This is a genomic window from Youxingia wuxianensis, assembly GCF_014385085.1.
In the GTDB taxonomy this organism is placed as follows: Bacteria; Bacillota; Clostridia; order Oscillospirales; family Ruminococcaceae; genus Youxingia; species Youxingia wuxianensis.
Genome location: NZ_JACRTD010000004.1, coordinates 289,306 through 305,551 on the forward strand (window position 1 = coordinate 289,306; position 16,246 = coordinate 305,551).

At 48.8% G+C, this 16,246-nt stretch carries 19 protein-coding genes and 1 tRNA gene; 11 read left to right on the forward strand and 9 right to left on the reverse strand.

Annotation, left to right across the window (positions count from 1 at the left end):
• Window positions 1-19: 19 nt before the first annotated feature.
• The 4 genes from nuoF to H8705_RS07560 are packed head-to-tail and all read right to left on the reverse strand — an operon-like array spanning window position 20 to window position 3,263.
• Window positions 20-1,807 (reverse strand): NADH-quinone oxidoreductase subunit NuoF, encoded by a 1,788-nt coding sequence (nuoF, locus tag H8705_RS07545; RefSeq protein WP_262395221.1) that lies wholly within the window; start codon window positions 1,805-1,807, stop codon window positions 20-22.
• Window positions 1,808-1,827: 20 nt separating this feature from the next.
• On the reverse strand, window positions 1,828-2,199 hold the full coding sequence (locus H8705_RS07550; protein WP_262395222.1) for a (2Fe-2S) ferredoxin domain-containing protein: 372 nt from the start codon (window positions 2,197-2,199) through the stop codon (window positions 1,828-1,830).
• A 3-nt stretch (window positions 2,200-2,202) separates the two neighbouring features.
• A complete protein-coding gene (locus H8705_RS07555; RefSeq protein ID WP_262395223.1) occupies window positions 2,203-2,763 on the reverse strand; it encodes an ATP-binding protein in 561 nt (186 codons plus the stop codon).
• 8 nt (window positions 2,764-2,771) lie between these two features.
• On the reverse strand, window positions 2,772-3,263 hold the full coding sequence (locus H8705_RS07560; RefSeq protein ID WP_262395224.1) for an NADH-quinone oxidoreductase subunit NuoE family protein: 492 nt from the start codon (window positions 3,261-3,263) through the stop codon (window positions 2,772-2,774).
• 353 nt (window positions 3,264-3,616) lie between these two features.
• Between H8705_RS07560 and H8705_RS07565 the strand changes: the two genes are divergently transcribed.
• The 6 genes from H8705_RS07565 (at window position 3,617) to H8705_RS07590 (ending at window position 7,506) form a co-directional block, all read left to right on the forward strand.
• Window positions 3,617-3,967 (forward strand): DRTGG domain-containing protein, encoded by a 351-nt coding sequence (locus tag H8705_RS07565; RefSeq protein ID WP_262395225.1) that lies wholly within the window; start codon window positions 3,617-3,619, stop codon window positions 3,965-3,967.
• The gene (locus H8705_RS07570; protein WP_262395226.1) at window positions 3,967-4,392 is read left to right on the forward strand and encodes an ATP-binding protein; all 426 of its coding nucleotides are present in this window, start codon (window positions 3,967-3,969) and stop codon (window positions 4,390-4,392) included. The genes H8705_RS07565 and H8705_RS07570 overlap by 1 nt, the downstream gene beginning before the upstream one ends.
• A gap of 58 nt (window positions 4,393-4,450) precedes the next feature.
• Window positions 4,451-5,800 (forward strand): [Fe-Fe] hydrogenase large subunit C-terminal domain-containing protein, encoded by a 1,350-nt coding sequence (locus tag H8705_RS07575; RefSeq protein WP_262395227.1) that lies wholly within the window; start codon window positions 4,451-4,453, stop codon window positions 5,798-5,800.
• The gene (locus H8705_RS07580; protein WP_262395228.1) at window positions 5,797-6,135 is read left to right on the forward strand and encodes a DRTGG domain-containing protein; all 339 of its coding nucleotides are present in this window, start codon (window positions 5,797-5,799) and stop codon (window positions 6,133-6,135) included. Before H8705_RS07575 ends, H8705_RS07580 begins: the two co-directional genes overlap by 4 nt.
• Window positions 6,136-6,338: 203 nt before the next feature.
• On the forward strand, window positions 6,339-7,067 hold the full coding sequence (locus H8705_RS07585; RefSeq protein ID WP_262395229.1) for a PHP domain-containing protein: 729 nt from the start codon (window positions 6,339-6,341) through the stop codon (window positions 7,065-7,067).
• A 52-nt stretch (window positions 7,068-7,119) separates the two neighbouring features.
• Complete coding sequence (locus H8705_RS07590) at window positions 7,120-7,506, forward strand: NusG domain II-containing protein (RefSeq protein ID WP_262395230.1); 387 nt, start codon at window positions 7,120-7,122, stop codon at window positions 7,504-7,506.
• Between the two features lie 78 nt (window positions 7,507-7,584).
• Here the strand turns inward: H8705_RS07590 and H8705_RS07595 are convergent, their stop codons facing one another.
• Together H8705_RS07595 and H8705_RS07600 are read right to left on the reverse strand one after the other, a co-directional pair.
• Window positions 7,585-8,532, reverse strand: coding sequence for a transketolase family protein (locus H8705_RS07595; protein ID WP_262395231.1), 948 nt, complete (start codon window positions 8,530-8,532; stop codon window positions 7,585-7,587).
• A gap of 3 nt (window positions 8,533-8,535) precedes the next feature.
• Window positions 8,536-9,381, reverse strand: coding sequence for a transketolase (locus H8705_RS07600; protein WP_262395232.1), 846 nt, complete (start codon window positions 9,379-9,381; stop codon window positions 8,536-8,538).
• A gap of 717 nt (window positions 9,382-10,098) precedes the next feature.
• Between H8705_RS07600 and H8705_RS07605 the strand changes: the two genes are divergently transcribed.
• Window positions 10,099-10,187: transfer RNA gene (locus H8705_RS07605), tRNA-Ser, on the forward strand.
• A 235-nt stretch (window positions 10,188-10,422) separates the two neighbouring features.
• Here the strand turns inward: H8705_RS07605 and H8705_RS07610 are convergent.
• From H8705_RS07610 to H8705_RS07620, 3 genes are all read right to left on the reverse strand, one after another.
• Complete coding sequence (locus tag H8705_RS07610) at window positions 10,423-10,644, reverse strand: hypothetical protein (protein ID WP_262395233.1); 222 nt, start codon at window positions 10,642-10,644, stop codon at window positions 10,423-10,425.
• Window positions 10,645-10,673: 29 nt separating this feature from the next.
• Window positions 10,674-11,663 (reverse strand): hypothetical protein, encoded by a 990-nt coding sequence (locus tag H8705_RS07615; protein ID WP_262395234.1) that lies wholly within the window; start codon window positions 11,661-11,663, stop codon window positions 10,674-10,676.
• Between the two features lie 285 nt (window positions 11,664-11,948).
• Entirely contained in the window at window positions 11,949-12,818 is an 870-nt protein-coding gene (locus tag H8705_RS07620; protein WP_262395235.1) for a hypothetical protein, read from the reverse strand.
• Between H8705_RS07620 and H8705_RS07625 the strand changes: the two genes are divergently transcribed.
• The 4 genes from H8705_RS07625 (at window position 12,817) to H8705_RS07640 (ending at window position 16,122) form a co-directional block, all read left to right on the forward strand.
• Window positions 12,817-13,170 (forward strand): TnpV protein, encoded by a 354-nt coding sequence (locus H8705_RS07625; RefSeq protein ID WP_262395236.1) that lies wholly within the window; start codon window positions 12,817-12,819, stop codon window positions 13,168-13,170. The two genes, H8705_RS07620 and H8705_RS07625, sit on opposite strands and share 2 nt — an antisense overlap.
• Before the next feature lie 494 nt (window positions 13,171-13,664).
• A complete protein-coding gene (locus tag H8705_RS07630; RefSeq protein WP_262395249.1) occupies window positions 13,665-14,813 on the forward strand; it encodes a MutS N-terminal domain-containing protein in 1,149 nt (382 codons plus the stop codon).
• A gap of 47 nt (window positions 14,814-14,860) precedes the next feature.
• Window positions 14,861-15,490 (forward strand): hypothetical protein, encoded by a 630-nt coding sequence (locus H8705_RS07635; RefSeq protein WP_262395237.1) that lies wholly within the window; start codon window positions 14,861-14,863, stop codon window positions 15,488-15,490.
• Window positions 15,487-16,122, forward strand: a complete 636-nt coding sequence (locus tag H8705_RS07640) for a hypothetical protein (RefSeq protein WP_262395238.1) — start codon at window positions 15,487-15,489, stop codon at window positions 16,120-16,122. Before H8705_RS07635 ends, H8705_RS07640 begins: the two co-directional genes overlap by 4 nt.
• Window positions 16,123-16,246: the final 124 nt, after the last annotated feature.

A 16,246-nucleotide genomic window follows, 5' to 3' on the forward strand; every position in this document is an offset into this window, starting at 1 on the left:
TGATTGGTACACTCCTTTCTTATTTCTTCATAATGGCGCCGAACTTACATTTCTCCATGCAAGCGCCGCACTTGATACATTTAGACGTATCGATCACATGAGGCTTCTTTACTTCGCCCACAATCGCGTCCGCCGGACAGTTTTTAGCGCACAGGGTACAGCCTCTGCACTTATCCCGGTCAATGACAAAGTTCAAGAGGGCCTTACATACGCCGGCCGGACATTTTTTATCCACCACGTGGGCCACATATTCATCCCTAAAATACCGCAGGGTGGAAAGCACCGGGTTAGGCGCAGTCTGTCCCAGGCCGCACAGGGCGTTTTCCTTGATGTAATAGCACAATTCTTCCATCTTATCCAGATCTTCCAAGGTGCCTTTGCCCTTGGTGATCTTATCCAGCAGCTCGTACAAGCGTTTGGTTCCGATACGGCAAGGAGTACATTTGCCGCAGCTTTCATCTACTGTAAACTCCAGGAAAAACTTCGCGATATCCACCATACAGTTGTCTTCGTCCATAACGATCAAGCCGCCGGAGCCCATCATAGAGCCGATGGCGATCAGGTTGTCATAGTCGATCTCAATATCCATATGTTCCGCCGGAATACATCCGCCGGAAGGACCGCCGGTCTGAGCCGCTTTGAATTTTTTGCCGTTGGGGATGCCGCCGCCAATCTCTTCAATTACTTCCCGCAGGGTGGTTCCCATGGGGATTTCCACCAAGCCGGTATTATGTATTTTACCCCCCAGAGCAAACACCTTGGTGCCTTTGGATTTCTCCGTTCCCATAGAGGAGAACCAATCGGCGCCCTTGAGGATAATCTGAGGAATATTTGCGTAGGTTTCCACATTGTTTAAAACCGTAGGCTTGCCAAACAGACCTTTTACCGCCGGGAAGGGAGGACGAGGTCTTGGTTCGCCCCGATGGCCTTCAATAGAGGTCATCAGCGCAGTTTCCTCGCCGCAAACGAAAGCGCCGGCGCCCAGTCTCAGCTCCAGATCAAAATCAAATCCGGTGCCCAGAATATCTTTGCCCAGCAGTCCCATTTCCCGGGCCTGGCCAATAGCGATTTCCAAACGTTTTACCGCGATGGGATATTCCGCACGGACGTAGATATATCCCTGGTTGGCGCCGATGGTGTAACCGGCGATCTCCATCGCTTCAATCACCGCGTGCGGGTCCCCTTCCAAAACGGAACGGTCCATAAACGCACCCGGGTCGCCTTCGTCCGCATTGCAGCAGACATATTTCTGGTCGTCCACCGAAGCTTTGGCAAAGCTCCATTTCAGACCGGTGGGGAAGCCGCCGCCCCCTCTGCCCCGCAGACCGGAATCTTTCAAAGTCTTTATTACATCGTCCGGGGTCATTTCAGTAAGCACTTTGCCCAGGGCCTGATAGCCATCATAAGCGATATACTCATTGATATCTTCCGGATTGATAACGCCGCAGTTACGAAGAGCCACCCGGTGCTGTTTTTTATAGAAGTCAGTATCGTTCAGGCTCTTTACCTGATCCTCTACTACAGTTTCCGTATACAGCAGACGTTTAACGATACGTCCTTTGAGCAGGTGCTCTTCTACAATTTCCTGCACATCCTCGGGAGCAACCCGGGAATAGAAGGAACCTTCGGGATATACAATAACAACCGGACCTAAGGCGCAAAGGCCGAAACAGCCCGTTTTAATCACTTTCACTTCTTCGGTCAGCCCGGCATGATCCAGCTCTTTTTCAAAAGCTTCAATAATGCGCGCCGATCCGGAAGATGTACAGCCTGTACCACCACAGACAAGCACATGGGAACGATACATTATGTTACTCCTCCTCTTTCCTACTTCGTAGCAGCGCCGATCGTATACTCGTTCATCACGTTGCCGTTCGCCAGATGGTTCACCACCACCTGCACCGCTTTTTCGGGGGTCATTTTTACATAGGTTACTTTTTCTTTTCCGGGCTCCATAATCTCAACTACCGGCTCATACTGACAGATTCCGATACAGCCCGTCTGGGTTACGGTGACGTTATGCAGTCCCCGTTTGGCTACTTCCTCGGTGAAGGCGGAAAGCACCGGACGCGCGCCCGCCGCGATCCCACAGGTAGCCATCCCAACTACAACACGAATATTTCCACTGTCATCCGAACGGATGCCCATATTATTTTTCACTTGATCCCTAAGGGCCTGAAGTTCCGCTAAACTTTTCATAGGTTAAATTTCCTCCCTTTCGCCATTTAAAATCTCCGCCGTATTTTCCCTGATAAACTCGCCGATAAAACGAATTACCTCCGGGGAATTTAAAGGAACCCCTTCCAGCACCTGCCGGAACTGGCGGGTATCCGCAGAAAAACTTTTATCGCTATGTATAAAGGTATACACAAAATCAATTTCCGGGTTGCACTGCACAAGGGTACAAATGGTCGCCCCTATATCCCCCAGGGGCATCCGATCAATATGAGTAAGGCCAAAGGTCGCTTTTACTACGGTCCCTTCTCCCAGCGCGGAAACGATAGAAAACTCCCCGCCAGTCATCTCGCTTGCCATTTTCAGCAGCGGCACTCCCAAACCCACTTTTCTCGTTGTGCGGGTAGTAAAAAAAGGATCCGTCACCGCACTCACCTGCTGGGCTGTCATCCCACAGCCGTCATCCCCAATAGTAATCGTGAGAAGATCCGTCTTGGGCTGTTCTTCCACGGTAATCTCAATGAGCTTTGCGCCCGCCCGAACGGAATTTTGCGCTATATCGAGCACATTCAGCGATAATTCCTGCATACGCCCGATTAATACTTGGCCAGGATCTGGTCGATATCGTCCACCGTAAGGCGTCCGTAAACGTCGTCGTTCACGGTGAGTACCGGAGCCAAACCGCAGGCGCCGATGCAGCGGCAGGCGTCCAGGCTAAACTTGCCGTCCGGAGTGCATTGTCCGCTTTCGATCCCCAATTTTTCGGAAAGTTTGTTGAAGATATCGCCCGATCCCTTTACATAACAGGCGGTACCCAAGCATACCGAAATCTTGTATTCGCCCTTGGGATTTAATGAGAACTGCGAGTAGAACGTTACTACTCCATAAATTTCCTCCAGAGGAATGTCAAGGCCCAGCGATATTATTTTCTGCACTTCAATGGGCAGGTACCCGTAAATTTCCTGCGCCTGCTGAAGCACCGGCATCAACGCGCCTTTTTGGCCTTTGTGAGCCTTAATGACCTCATGGAGCTTTTGTTCCTGTTCGGCAGTGCCTTTGAACGGAACAATGGTTTTGGTATTGGCCATTCGTTATAACCTCCTTGGTGAATTAAGGTGTCTGTGAAAAATTTCACAAACACCTTGCCAGTTTATTGACATAATTATATCAGAATAAACCCAGTTAGTCTACAACAACTGCCATAAATAATGGACAAAACTCTTAAAAAATTCAATGGTAAAATGATGAAATTAATACCTCTTTTACAATTTTAACAGTTATTTCTCCTATTCTTGTACGAAATATACCATTGCAACTTTAAACACCAAAATGGTATACTTATACAAAATGCACCCGTCCCCTTTTCAACTGCCTTTTGACATGGTATGATTAAAATACACTTTTGCACTACTTGTATTGGGGATGGAAAGGAGTCTTTTTAATGACGGTAAACGATATTAAAAACATACTGAAAGCGCAGGTGCTCTGCGAGGGAGAAAGCCTGGATAATCAAGTACATACCGCCTGCGGCAGCGATATGATGAGCGATGTGCTGGCCTTTGTCAAGGACCAGTCGGTGCTGCTTACCGGACTTGTAAACTCTCAGGTGGTGCGCACCGCGGAAATGATGGATATGGTCTGCATTGTATTTGTGCGCGGAAAACAGCCGGATCAAACCATTGTCGATCTGGCTCAGGAAAGAGGGATCGCCGTACTCACCACGCCCTACCGGATGTTTACCGCCTGCGGGCTGCTTTATGAAAATGGGCTGAAGGGTGGTTGCGATATTTAATGGCTGAGAATATCAAGCTGGAATATATCGTGCCAGGAGACGATTTCACCCGGGCGGGAGAAGCTTCCAGTGAGGTAAAGTCCATGCTGAAAAAACTGGGGCTTTCCTCCAGTGTAGTGCGCAAAGTGGCAATCGCTATGTATGAGGGGGAAATTAACATGGTGATCCACGGCGGCGGCGGGAAAATCAACGTGGAAATTTCCCCGGAAAAGGTGGATATGATCCTTGCCGACCAGGGTCCTGGGATCCCCAACATTGATCTTGCCATGCAGGAAGGCTGGTCCACCGCCCCCGATGAGGTGCGCAACCTTGGTTTCGGTGCCGGTATGGGGCTTCCCAACATGAAAAAGTATTCTGATGAAATGAAAATTGAAAGTCAAGTGGGGAAAGGCACCACTGTATATATGACCGTGCTGGTCTCTTAATTCCTGGAAAAAGGCGGAAAACCATCTTTTTCAGGACGGCGGGAAAGGAGGAAGGGAAATGAACAGCGCGCTTTTTTTCCATTCGGTAACTCTGGATCGGGATAAATGCCATGGCTGTATCAACTGCGTTAAGCGCTGCCCTACGGAAGCGATCCGTGTGCGGGACGGCAAAGCGAAAATTATCAAAGAACGCTGTATCGACTGCGGAGAATGTATCCGCATCTGTCCTCATCACGCAAAACAGGCGTTATTTGACCCCTTAAGCGTGATGGATGAGTTTGAATATAAAATCGCTCTGCCCGCGCCTTCGCTTTATGGGCAGTTCAATAATTTAGACGATATCGATTTGATTTTGCACGCTTTGATTTTAATGGGCTTTGACGAAGTGTTCGAGGTGGCTAAAGCGGCGGAACTCGTTTCCGACGCCACCAGGAAATATATGGCCCGGGAGGATATTGTGCGCCCGGTGATCAGTTCCGCTTGTCCTGCGGTACTGCGCCTTATTCGAGTGCGCTTTCCAGAGCTGATTCCAAATATTCTTCCTCTCCACGCTCCCATTGAAGTGGCGGCAAGGCTGGCAAAAAAAGCCGCTATGGAAAAAACAGGACTTCCTTATGAGAAAATCGGGGCGATTTTTATCAGTCCCTGCCCGGCAAAAGTCACTGCGGTAAAAATGCCCTTGGGGACGGAAAAAAGTCATATCGACGGGGTGGTGGCAATTCGGGAAGTGTATCCTAAGCTTATCGGCCTGATGCGGCATGTGGATACCAATAAGGACATCGCTTCCGCCGGAAGGATGGGAATCGGCTGGGGCAGCAGCGGCGGAGAAGCGGCTGCCGCTTTAAAAGAACGGTATCTGGCAGCGGATGGAATTGAAAATGTTATCCGGGTGCTGGAGGATTTGGAAGATGAAAAGTTCTATGACTTGGATTTTGTAGAACTCAACGCCTGTTCCGGAGGCTGTGTAGGGGGCGTGCTCAATGTGGAAAATCCTTATATAGCCAAAGCCAAACTCAAACGCATCCGTAAATACCGCCCGGTCTCCTGTAATCATCTTCCGGATGACAATCTGGAGATATATACCTGGGATGAGCCGGTGGAATACGAACCTGTATTGGAGCTGGACAGCAATATCTCTGTGGCTATGGAGAAAATGCGTCAGATGCGCCAGATTGAGGCAAAGCTTTACGGTATGGACTGCGGGTCCTGCGGAGCGCCTTCCTGTAAGGCACTGGCGGAAGATATCGTGCGGGGCTTTTCCAACGAAGAAGCTTGTATCTTCAAGCTTCGCGACGAAATGAAGCAAATGGCTGCCGGACTTTCCCGGCTTAGCTCGTTTCTTCCCAAGGCCAGCCGGGAGGAGAAGGATATTTTTGATGTTTCACAGAAAGAGGGAAACAAGCAATGACGGTAAAACAAGCCGCTGAAAAATTAGGCTTTGCCATTCTTGCCGGCGAGGACAGCCTGCAGCGTGAAATTGAAAAAGTGTACTGCTGCGATCTGCTCAGTTTTGTAATGGGGCGTGCCCCGGCGGACAGCGCCTGGGTAACCGTGATGGGAAATATCAATGCGATGGCAGTGGCTACCCTGGCGGACACCGCCTGTATTGTACTGGCGGAAAACGCCGCTTTGGACGAGGACGCCGCGGCTAAGGCGAATTTGATGGATATTGCGGTTTTGCGAAGCGGCCTGCCTGTGTATGAAACAGCCAAGGCGATCGAACAGGCCAAGGCAGATGATTAAAAACCAACGTCTCCGGTAAACGCGGGGGACAGGCGGCCCCCGGCAGCCGCAAAGCGGCTGAACCCGGCCCCAGGCCGGGCGCGGTAAAACCGCCCGGGGGCCGCCCGCGCTCAAACTGCCTGTAACCGCCGCCGAAGGCGAATGAAAGTTTCTTGGCCAAGCCTTCTTTTCAAAGAAGGCGGCAGCCAGCAAGGAGGAATGTTATGATCCCGGTTTATTATGATCTTCATCTGCATTCCTGCCTTTCCCCCTGCGGGGACAATGATATGACTCCCAATAACATCCTGAACATGGCCCTGCTCAAAGAGTTGGAGATGATCGCTCTTACCGATCATAACAGCTGTAAAAACTGCCCGGCTCTTATGAAAGCCGCCCTAGACGCTCCTGTGACAGTAATTCCCGGGATGGAACTGACCACCCAGGAAGAAATCCATGTGGTCTGCTTGTTTCCAGCGCTGGAAAACGCGATGGATTTTGACCGGTATGTATATTCAAACCTTACCAAAATCGAAAATGCGCCGGATATTTTTGGAGAGCAGCTAATTTTAAATGAGCAGGATGAAATAATAGGAAAAGAACCTTATTTGCTGGTAAACGCCACCTCCATTGAAATCTCCCGCGTCCCGTCCCTGGTGGGACAATACGAAGGCATCTGCTGGCCGGCGCATATTGACCGCAGTTCCTACAGTGTGCTTTCCAATTTGGGTTTTTTGCCGCCTGAATGCGACTTTAAAACCCTGGAGGTGGCAAATCCTGACCTGTTTTTTGCAGGGGGAAAAAACGTTCAATACCAGGACGGCTATCAGATACTGACCAATTCTGACGCCCATTATTTGTGGGATATACAGGAGCGTACCCGTTGTATACATCTGGAAAGCCGAGACTTCCAGGGCCTTGCCAAACGGGTATCGGGAATATTGCCCCGGAAATAACGATATTCTAAGCGTCGGCCGTCGGCCGCCGCTTTGTTGTAGAGGAGCGCTTATGAGCGGAAAACTTTCCAACATGGGAAAATGGGAGATTGGCTTGGTCGCCGCCGCCATATTGCTGTTGGCGGTCTGGGGGCTGATCCTTTACCGGCCAAAACAGAGCGATGACGATCTGATCGCCGTAATTACCACCCAGTCAGAGGAAACCCTGCGGATAAACCTTTCCCAGGTAGACGAACCTTATGAGATCGATATGGAGCAAAAAACCGGCAAGCCGGTGCATTTTCAGGTGGAGCCGGGACGGATACGTTTTATTGACGTAAGCTGTCCGGATCAGATCTGTGTAAATACCGGTTGGTGCGACGCTCCGGGGGAGCGGGCGGTATGTATGCCCAACAAAACCGCCCTGGTGCTTTATGAGGCAGGACAGTCGCCCCCATAACATAAAACATAAATAAGAAAAGCGCCCCGTCCGGGGCGCTTTTCTTATTTACGTTTTACCGGTTTTTTCTGGCCGGCATTATTTTTTCATGGAGATCGCTACTTTTGCTTTCTGAGCGATCACTTCCGGGGTAAGTCCGTAACGAACCATCAGAGCCGCGGCCGCGCCGGAGCGTCCAAACTGGTCGTTTACCCCATGGCGGAGTACTGGAACCGGGCAGTTTTCCGCAACGCATTCTGCAACAGCGCCACCCAGCCCGCCTAAGACATTATGTTCTTCGGTGGTAACAATGGCGCCGGTTTCTTTCGCCGCCTTGATTACCATCTCCTGATCCAGCGGTTTGACAGTATGCATATCAATTACGCGGGCGTTAATCCCTTCCTGGGCCAGGATTTTCTGCGCTTTCAGCGCTTCCTGAACCATCAGCCCGATAGCGATAATCGTAACGTCGTTTCCTTGGGTCAGCTCAATTCCCTTGCCAATCTCAAAATGATAATTGGGGATGGTGTCGGTAACCGTTTCCACCGGGGCGCGGCCGATACGCAGGTAGCACGGGCCGTCATAATCAATCACCGCTTTTACCATAGCCTCGGTTTCATGGCCGTCGCACGGGCAGATTACCGTCATACCGGGAATCGCTCTCATCAGAGCCATATCTTCAATACACTGATGGGTAGCGCCGTCCTCCCCTACAGAAAGCCCTGCGTGGGTTCCAACAACTTTTACATTCAAATGAGGATAACATACCGAGTTTCTGATCTGATCAAATGCGCGTCCCGCAGAGAAAATCGCAAAGGAATGAACAAATACAATTTTTCCGGTAGTCGCCAGACCAGCGCCGATATCCACCATGTTCGCTTCCGCGATACCGATATTGAAGTGGCGGTCAGGATACGCCGTACCAAAAGTACCGGACATGGTACAACAGGCAAGATCCGCATCCAAAGCGATTACTTTCTCATTGGCGCCGCCAAATTTTTTCAAAGCTTCGCCATAAGCGACTCTTGTAGAAACAAATTCACCCATTTTTTAACCCTCCAACTTCGCAAGATTTGCTTCCAGTTCCGCTTTCGCTTGCTGGTACTTCTCTTCGTCCGGCGCTTTTCCATGCCAGCCAACCTGATTTTCCATGAAGGAGACGCCTTTGCCTTTTACGGTTTTAGCCAAAATCATGGTAGGTTTGCCTTTAACGCCAGCGGCTTCATCAATCGCATTGGAGATTTCTTCCAGGTTATGTCCATCGATTTTAATCACATGCCAGCCAAACGCTTCCCATTTTTTATCCAATGGTTCCGAAGGCATAACCTGCTCGGTAGTGCCGTCGATCTGCAGGCCGTTTACATCAATAAATGCGCACAGGTTATCCAGTTTAAATTTAGCGGCGGCCATACCAGCCTCCCAAACCTGGCCTTCTTCGATTTCCCCATCGCCCATAGCGCAGTATACGCGATAATCTTTTTTATCAATCTTTCCCGCCAGCGCCATACCGATTGCGCAGGAAAGTCCCTGTCCCAGAGAACCAGCGGACATATCTACGCCGGGAACATGTTTCATTTCCACATGTCCGGAAAGATAGCTGTCCACATTACGGAAGGTTTTCAAATCTTCCACCGGGAAATAGCCCCGCAGAGCCAGAGTGGGATACAAAGCGGGGGAGCAGTGGCCTTTGGAAAGGACAAATCTGTCCCTATCCGGATTTCTTGGGTTTTTCGGATCAAGATTTTTCATCTTGTCGAAATACAGCACAGTCAAAATGTCTGCGATAGAGTAGGAACCGCCGATATGTCCGGAATGGCAGGAATTGATCGCTTCCAGGCCATACAGACGGACTTTTGCAGCGATGATTGCTAATTCCTTAGCTTTCTTCTGATCCATAATGGTCATCCTTTCACCTATTATGTAGGATAGATTTTTCGCCAAAAATATCAGTTTTGGCAGGCTAGGTTGCTGTACAGTTATATTGTAGCAGACTCCTCTGCTTTGGACAAGAGACGCGCAGAAATTGCCATTTATTCCATAGACGGAAAAAACCGTCTAACAGACAAAAAGCGACACCCCTATGCTCTTAAATCCGCTCGGCTGTTCACCAGAATCCAATCCGCCAGGGTGCAGTACTCATTATCCTTATCGTATATCATTATAGACGACTTAAAAAAGATTACAAGCTGTTTTTTGAAGAAACTTCGCCTTTGCGCCTCTATTTCGTCATATTAGTAAAACCGCCTCGGTTTTTTTCTGGGTTTTTCCAGCTAAAAGCCGTATGTTTTCCCTTTAGCGCCTGTTTTTCTTCGAAGAAGCTGTGTTGACTTTGCTCCTCTTTATTGGTATAATTATATCTCGCCGGCGCCGGTAGTTTTCTCTCCCTCCGGGGATAAATTTCTTGTCTCCGGATGTTTGTCAGGTCAAATGGTAGGCGGTTCTTCCGGAGAAAGCGGTGCGCAAAGTTTTTATTTGGAGCTGAGCTCCGGCACGCAGGGGAAAGCTTTGCTGCGTGTTCTTCTTACATTTAAATATGGATGAGTATCGAAGTGGTCATAACGGCCCGCACTCGAAATCATGTTATGGGCCGCGAAAACTGAATAATTATTAAATGGAAGCGTATCGAAGTGGTCATAACGAGCTGCACTCGAAATGCAGTAGTCCGCAAGGGCTCGTGGGTTCGAATCCCACCGCTTCCGCCAACAACAATCCCGCGTAAATCAAGGGTTTACGCGGGTTTTTCTTATGTCCTTTTGTGGTGCCTGATTTTGCTGTAATCGGCTAAAATGGTGCCCGTGGTGCCCTGATTTGTGGTGCCCGACAGGTTTTGCCTTATACAGTCTATGCAGTAAAAATGTATGCTGTGGTGCCCTAATGGTGCCCGGAACTCCTAAAAACATATAAAAAGCAGCGCGGAGCTATAAAAAGATATTGCCGTTATAGCTCCATTTCGCTGCTTTTCTTTTTGGATTTTTTCGGTATGTCTTTTTGCTCTGCTCCTTTCTCGGAAGTGTTTTTTTGTGGGTGTAGGGCTTTGTGGTAGGTTTCAAGGACAGTTTTTTTCCGTTCAAACCGCACGTCAACATACTGTGCCGTTACCGCTTCAAGGTTGGTTGAGATACCTAATGACATACCTATGCCTTTCAGCGTATGCCCCAATATCTCGCCTACGGTGTAGAAGTCGCCTGTCAGTTGGTGCATATTCGTATTGTAGGTGTTCCAATAGTGTTTGGATCTATAGCAGTAACGCCAGACGATTCCAGAATTTCGTCGGGTGTTATCCATACACCGCGACTACTTTCCAAATCAATACCCTGATTATAGTAAGCAGCCCACACTAATTCAGAGCAATACCAGTCTGTTGTTGTCGATGCAGTAGAGTGTCCACCTGTTAATACTTCGTATTCTTTACCTATTTGACTGACACAGAAAGCAATCGCGTTAGTCTTATCGGTATCGTCTGCGGCATTTACTCGCAAAATAGTTCCGCGACGCGAATCCAGACGATCATCATCGAGTATGCCACGGCAGACCCCTTCGCCTTCTCCAACAGAACCGCTTAAATATCCGATGGCTTCAACGATGCGGATATAATACTGTGCATATTCGGAGCTGTAGTATATCCCTTCTACAATTACACAGTGTCCAGTAAGCCCGGAACCGCCAGCAGCTTCATAGACAATGTCTCCGGGCTTCACGATTTCAAGCAAGTTGTATTTAGAATAATTTGGCTTTTGATAGAGCTGTGTGGATGTATTGTAAAACCATGTATCATCGCTTGAAGTTGCGGCGGAAGCAGGAGCAACAGATTCTTCACTCTCAAAAACAAGCTGTGAAAGCTCGTCCAGGCAAAGTTGTAAATACTCATCTGCCGAGGCATAGTCATCCTGGTAGTAACCATTTGTAAATGTTTCAAGCGAGACAGAAACAGGCAGATTGTGTTCCGAAACATATTCACAAAATGCTTCATATGCAGATGCTACTTCGGGATCAAGATTTTCTGTTATGGTTGCGGTAAAAGCGTCATTGTTGGGATCAGCATCATTTTCTGTCGTTACAACGGTTTCCAATAGTGGGGTATCCGATGTGAGTAATTCATCGCCATCGGCAGCAAATGCCGTTGCACTCATAGAGAACAGCATTGCACAAGTCATAAACAAGCAAAGTATCTTTTTCATAGGATGTGTCCTTTCTGATAAATTTTAATTAGTCGGCGATGCTGGAGCGCATAGACTGTTAAGAATTACCAGGCTATGCGCGATTCCTGTTGATCTTCAATCGCAGCCTCCAGAAAGGAACGGAGAAATAGACATACCAAAGCGATACACAATAAGTTTTTCTCTGCGTTATCATAGTCTATTCCTCCTTGCATTTCAAAATTTTAGCAAAAACACACCGAAAAAATGGTCTATTTGCCTTTCATCCTATAAGTACGATTTTATCGGCGTTGGTCGCAACTTTTTTCAAAAAAGTTCTAAAATTTTTTTGTGCATCCCCATACGGCGAAAACAGCCGATGGTTAGGTGTAAATAAAACTCAAAAAGGAGGATCGAATTATGCCAAGCAAATTGCAATTCTACGCACAGATGGCAGACCACACGGCGGGGCAGATCACGGGAAGCTACCAAAAGTGGACGGCGTTTCTGACCACCGCTGCGAGGCTGTATAAGTACCCCTACAACGAACAACTTATGATTTTCGCCCAGCGCCCGGAAGCTACGGCCTGTGCGGAATACGACCTCTGGAACAAACAGATGCGCCGTTATGTGCGGCGCGGCAGCAAAGGCATCGCCCTCATTGACACCACCGGCGATAATCCCAAGCTGAGATATGTATTCGATGTATCCGACACAGGCGGCGGCGAGAACTCTCGCCGCCCTTACTTTTGGGAATATCAGCCGGAGCATCGGGATGTGGTATCTGCGGCACTGGAACGCCGTTTTGATGTTTCCGGTGAAAACGGTCTTGCCGATCAGTTGGAGCGTGTTGCGGCGCAAGTTGTGGATGAATACTGGAACAACCACGGGCGCGACATCCTCGGCATCGTTGACGATTCTTTCCTTGAGGAGTATGATGATTTCAACATCGGAGTGGCTTTTCGGAACGCCGCCGTGGTCAGCACCACCTACGCATTGTTGTCCCGCTGCGGTATGGAACCGGAAGAATACTTCGAGCATGAAGATTTCTTGAATGTCTTTGATTTCAATACCCCTCAAACCGTTGCCGCCCTGGGTACGGCCATCAGCCAGTCCAGCGAACAGGTATTGCGGCAGATCGAAGTCACGATTAAAAACTATGAGCGCGAGAAAGTCGCGGAAAGGAGCGAAAACCATGAGCGAACTGACTTACACGCAGAACGGGGATTATCTGATTCCCGATTTGAGCCTGAGCAAACAGCCGCAGACCCCGTTGGGCAAGTACGGGAGGATGCGGAAGAATTACCTGAAGGAGCATCGTCCGGTGCTGTGGAACAGCCTGCTGTTGTCGGAGAAACTGTACCCCCATCTGCGGGAGATCGAGGAAGCAGCGAACAACCGTCTGGAGCGGATGATGCCCGAACTGATGAAGTCGGCGGGCGTGACGGAGGAACTGAAAGCCAGCGACCCGATGAAGTGGGCGGGGCTGATGAACACCCTCAGAGCGCAGGCCGAGGAAGTGATTCTCGCGGAGCTGGTGTTCAGCTAAGTGTCTTTGATGCTCCCGGCGGCGGGCAGCTATCCTTCTTCCCTACGGAAGCGGAACAAATTAAATCCATCACTGAAGCGGAGAGTGTGAAACAAGCACCCTCCGCTTTGTCATTTTCTCAGGCAGACATTGATGCCGAGCTGTGCCGTGGCAGCGGATATAGCGGCGGCAAGCTGCGGATATATGCCTTGTATCAGCACCAGCCCGATGCCAAAACTGCGGTGGCATTTCTGAAGGATGAATACAACTGGTTTGGGCACAGCCATACTTTTTTGGATGGTTCGTCCGGTTTTATCAATTATTCTCCCAAGGGTATGAAACTCGGCCACTACGAACCCGCATACGAAAAATCGCTGAAATGGAACGCAGTTGAAAAACGGCTTCGTACTTTAATCGCAGAGGGCAGATACCTTACAGAAAGCGAAAAAATGCAGTATGCTGAGAGGGAACAGGAATACGCAGGGCTGGGCGGCATTCCGATGCCTGTGGCAAGAATGGGCTTCCCGAAACCGAAAGCGCCTGTTGAAGAAAAGCCAGAAGCAATTTGGGATTACAACGACATCAAGCATGACCACCGGGACGATATTGTTCTGTATCAGGTGGGCGATTTCTTTGAGATGTACGGTGAGGATGCAAAGACTGCCGCCGAAAAACTGGATTTGCATTTGACCACCCGCCCCATTCCCGGCGCAGACCGCGTGGATATGTGCGGCGTTCCCGCACACGCTCTGGAACAGTATGTGGAGCGCCTGCGTGAAAACTATGGCGTTACCATTGCCGCCACCCAGGACGGAAGCAACCAGCGCAAGGTGTACTCCCTTGCCGCTATCAGCCGGGAGCCGGTGCAGGCGGTCAGCGAACCGGAACAGGCAAAGCCTACCGTAAAGGAACTGTTCGAGCAGTACAAGCTGTCTGTTGGTAATGCGCTGATTGCAGACACCGCCTATGTCAACGCCTGCTGCAATTCTGACCAGGAAAACGCCTACATTGAGGGCGCAGTCGCTATCCAGCGCATCGTCACAGAATCCGGTGATCTCCAGCTTACGAAGCTCTATTTTGATATGCCGACTTTCCACAACCGTCTGCATCAGGAGCTTTTGGAGGAAACCTATCCCGCGCTGGCAACTACGGTCACGCCCTCCCCGTACAAGGTCACGCAGGCAGATATTGACATGGCCTTGCAGAAATGGAACGGCAATATCGAAAGCAAGCGCGCCGTTGTGCGCTACATGAAAGAGCATGGCCGGGAAAAGGACACCGCCGCATGGCTGGCGCAGGAATATGGCATGGGTGATGCAGCCCTGCCGCTGCAAATCTCTGTTGGAAATTCGGAGCCTGCGGTACTCTCCTGGGCAAAGGTACAGCGGCGCATTGCACAGCTTATCAAGGAGGATAAGTTCTATACCGAAGCGGAATATGACCGTCTGGATGATGTTGACCCTATCGCTATCCGGGAAAACCTTGCCCAGCGGGGTATTGTGAACGGCGAAGTGGTTGACCCCGAAAAGCTCGACAATGACCCGTTCATCCGCCAGGTGATGAACGATGTGGAGCAGATCGTAGCCGAGGAAAAGGCAATGAATGCCCCTGACCGTTATTCCATCCGTCTGCTGCCTTATGAGGGCGGCATTATGCGCATTTAAGTGTTATGAATAATTATTAAGGAACATCTGTTGACTTGGAGGTAAAAATGAAACAACGCAAACAACTGAACAGATTCCTTTGCTCCATTATATGTGGTATTCTGTTAATATCAGGATGTTTTTCAATCCCTGCTTATGCGTGTACCACGGCATATTATAGCTGGACATGGGATGATAGTATCGATATGTCGGACCTTACCGTGCAGGTCTACTCGGCTAATTTCAATGAAAACGCCACAACTACCGCTCTTTTTGCATGGAATATGATTACTCCGATTTATGTTCGCCATGTCAACTATTCAAGCAGTGTCACTTCGGGCAATATCGAAGACATAAATGTACATGAGCAGGATTTGACTGGAACGACTATTGGCCAAACTCGGCTTTATAGAAAGAATTTTTTAGGCATATATGTTGAATCGAGCATCAGCTCGACAAACACAGATATATGCCAAGCGCGTATTTATTTAGATCCCAGCCTTCTTGATTCATCTGATGAATGGAGAGCAAAAACCGTTACACATGAAATGGGTCATGCATTTGGCATGATGCACCCTATTTTGAACGATTGTGAAACGAATTGCCTTATGCAGCAGAACAGTTCTGGATTTGCAACCTCTACTATTCAGCAGCATGATAAAAATAATATAATTGCGAAATGGGGGGCATACGAATGAAAATTAAAAAACTGACAAAAAGAATTATGATGTGTGTCTTAGCTCTTTCCTTGGTTGTTGTAGGTGGCGTTATCTATATCTCTAATGGCCCATATACAGTAAATCAAGTAATGGCAGACCGAGTAACTTTAGCAAACTCTGTTTCGCAGTTGGAAGATTTGAGCGACCTTGTTGTTCTTGTCACTCCTAAAGAGCAAGAAAATGTGTTGATCAAAGACCCCGTTGATAATAATGTCATTACCGGCTACACTAAAACTACCGCAACTGTTCTCAGTGTCATTAAAGGTAATGTTACCGAAGGTCAGGAAATTCTTATCACAGAAGAATGCTATACGACCAATCTTAATTCAGTGCTGTGGACGCAACAAGGTTATCTTCCTATGGAAGATGGGGACAGCTACCTTTTGTACTTGAAAGCATACTCAGATACTTCTTCTTACAAAGGAATGTATTTTCCTGTTGACTTGGAATACGGCAAGTATGTGATTCCTCAAACCGCCCCTATTTCAGCAATGGCTACGACTTATACCACTGAACAGCTTCAAATCGGAGCTGAAACCGATGCTGTAAAATATGGGGAATGGTATCAGCAAATTGTAAGTTCTTACTTCTCAAATGCTGAGCACGAATAAAATGTGGCTCTACTCCAAAGTTAGTGGATAAAGGGATTTTGTGATATACTCTCTAGGGGGTGATACAGATGATAGCTAACTTTCCTGACATGATAGCCGGATCTCTCAACCTGAGTGAACCGTG

What these genes read in the sequence shown, in the direction of transcription:
- nuoF (WP_262395221.1), bottom strand. Translation starts at nt 1,807, where the DNA reads ATGTATCGTTCCCATGTGCTTGTCTGTGGTGGTACAGGCTGTACATCT.
- H8705_RS07550 (WP_262395222.1), bottom strand. Translation starts at nt 2,199, where the DNA reads ATGAAAAGTTTAGCGGAACTTCAGGCCCTTAGGGATCAAGTGAAAAAT.
- H8705_RS07555 (WP_262395223.1), bottom strand. Translation starts at nt 2,763, where the DNA reads ATGCAGGAATTATCGCTGAATGTGCTCGATATAGCGCAAAATTCCGTT.
- H8705_RS07560 (WP_262395224.1), bottom strand. Translation starts at nt 3,263, where the DNA reads ATGGCCAATACCAAAACCATTGTTCCGTTCAAAGGCACTGCCGAACAG.
- H8705_RS07565 (WP_262395225.1), top strand. Translation starts at nt 3,617, where the DNA reads ATGACGGTAAACGATATTAAAAACATACTGAAAGCGCAGGTGCTCTGC.
- H8705_RS07570 (WP_262395226.1), top strand. Translation starts at nt 3,967, where the DNA reads ATGGCTGAGAATATCAAGCTGGAATATATCGTGCCAGGAGACGATTTC.
- H8705_RS07575 (WP_262395227.1), top strand. Translation starts at nt 4,451, where the DNA reads ATGAACAGCGCGCTTTTTTTCCATTCGGTAACTCTGGATCGGGATAAA.
- H8705_RS07580 (WP_262395228.1), top strand. Translation starts at nt 5,797, where the DNA reads ATGACGGTAAAACAAGCCGCTGAAAAATTAGGCTTTGCCATTCTTGCC.
- H8705_RS07585 (WP_262395229.1), top strand. Translation starts at nt 6,339, where the DNA reads ATGATCCCGGTTTATTATGATCTTCATCTGCATTCCTGCCTTTCCCCC.
- H8705_RS07590 (WP_262395230.1), top strand. Translation starts at nt 7,120, where the DNA reads ATGAGCGGAAAACTTTCCAACATGGGAAAATGGGAGATTGGCTTGGTC.
- H8705_RS07595 (WP_262395231.1), bottom strand. Translation starts at nt 8,532, where the DNA reads ATGGGTGAATTTGTTTCTACAAGAGTCGCTTATGGCGAAGCTTTGAAA.
- H8705_RS07600 (WP_262395232.1), bottom strand. Translation starts at nt 9,381, where the DNA reads ATGGATCAGAAGAAAGCTAAGGAATTAGCAATCATCGCTGCAAAAGTC.
- H8705_RS07615 (WP_262395234.1), bottom strand. Translation starts at nt 11,663, where the DNA reads ATGAAAAAGATACTTTGCTTGTTTATGACTTGTGCAATGCTGTTCTCT.
- H8705_RS07625 (WP_262395236.1), top strand. Translation starts at nt 12,817, where the DNA reads ATGAGCGAACTGACTTACACGCAGAACGGGGATTATCTGATTCCCGAT.
- H8705_RS07620 (WP_262395235.1), bottom strand. Translation starts at nt 12,818, where the DNA reads ATGGTTTTCGCTCCTTTCCGCGACTTTCTCGCGCTCATAGTTTTTAAT.
- H8705_RS07630 (WP_262395249.1), top strand. Translation starts at nt 13,665, where the DNA reads ATGGGCTTCCCGAAACCGAAAGCGCCTGTTGAAGAAAAGCCAGAAGCA.
- H8705_RS07635 (WP_262395237.1), top strand. Translation starts at nt 14,861, where the DNA reads ATGAAACAACGCAAACAACTGAACAGATTCCTTTGCTCCATTATATGT.
- H8705_RS07640 (WP_262395238.1), top strand. Translation starts at nt 15,487, where the DNA reads ATGAAAATTAAAAAACTGACAAAAAGAATTATGATGTGTGTCTTAGCT.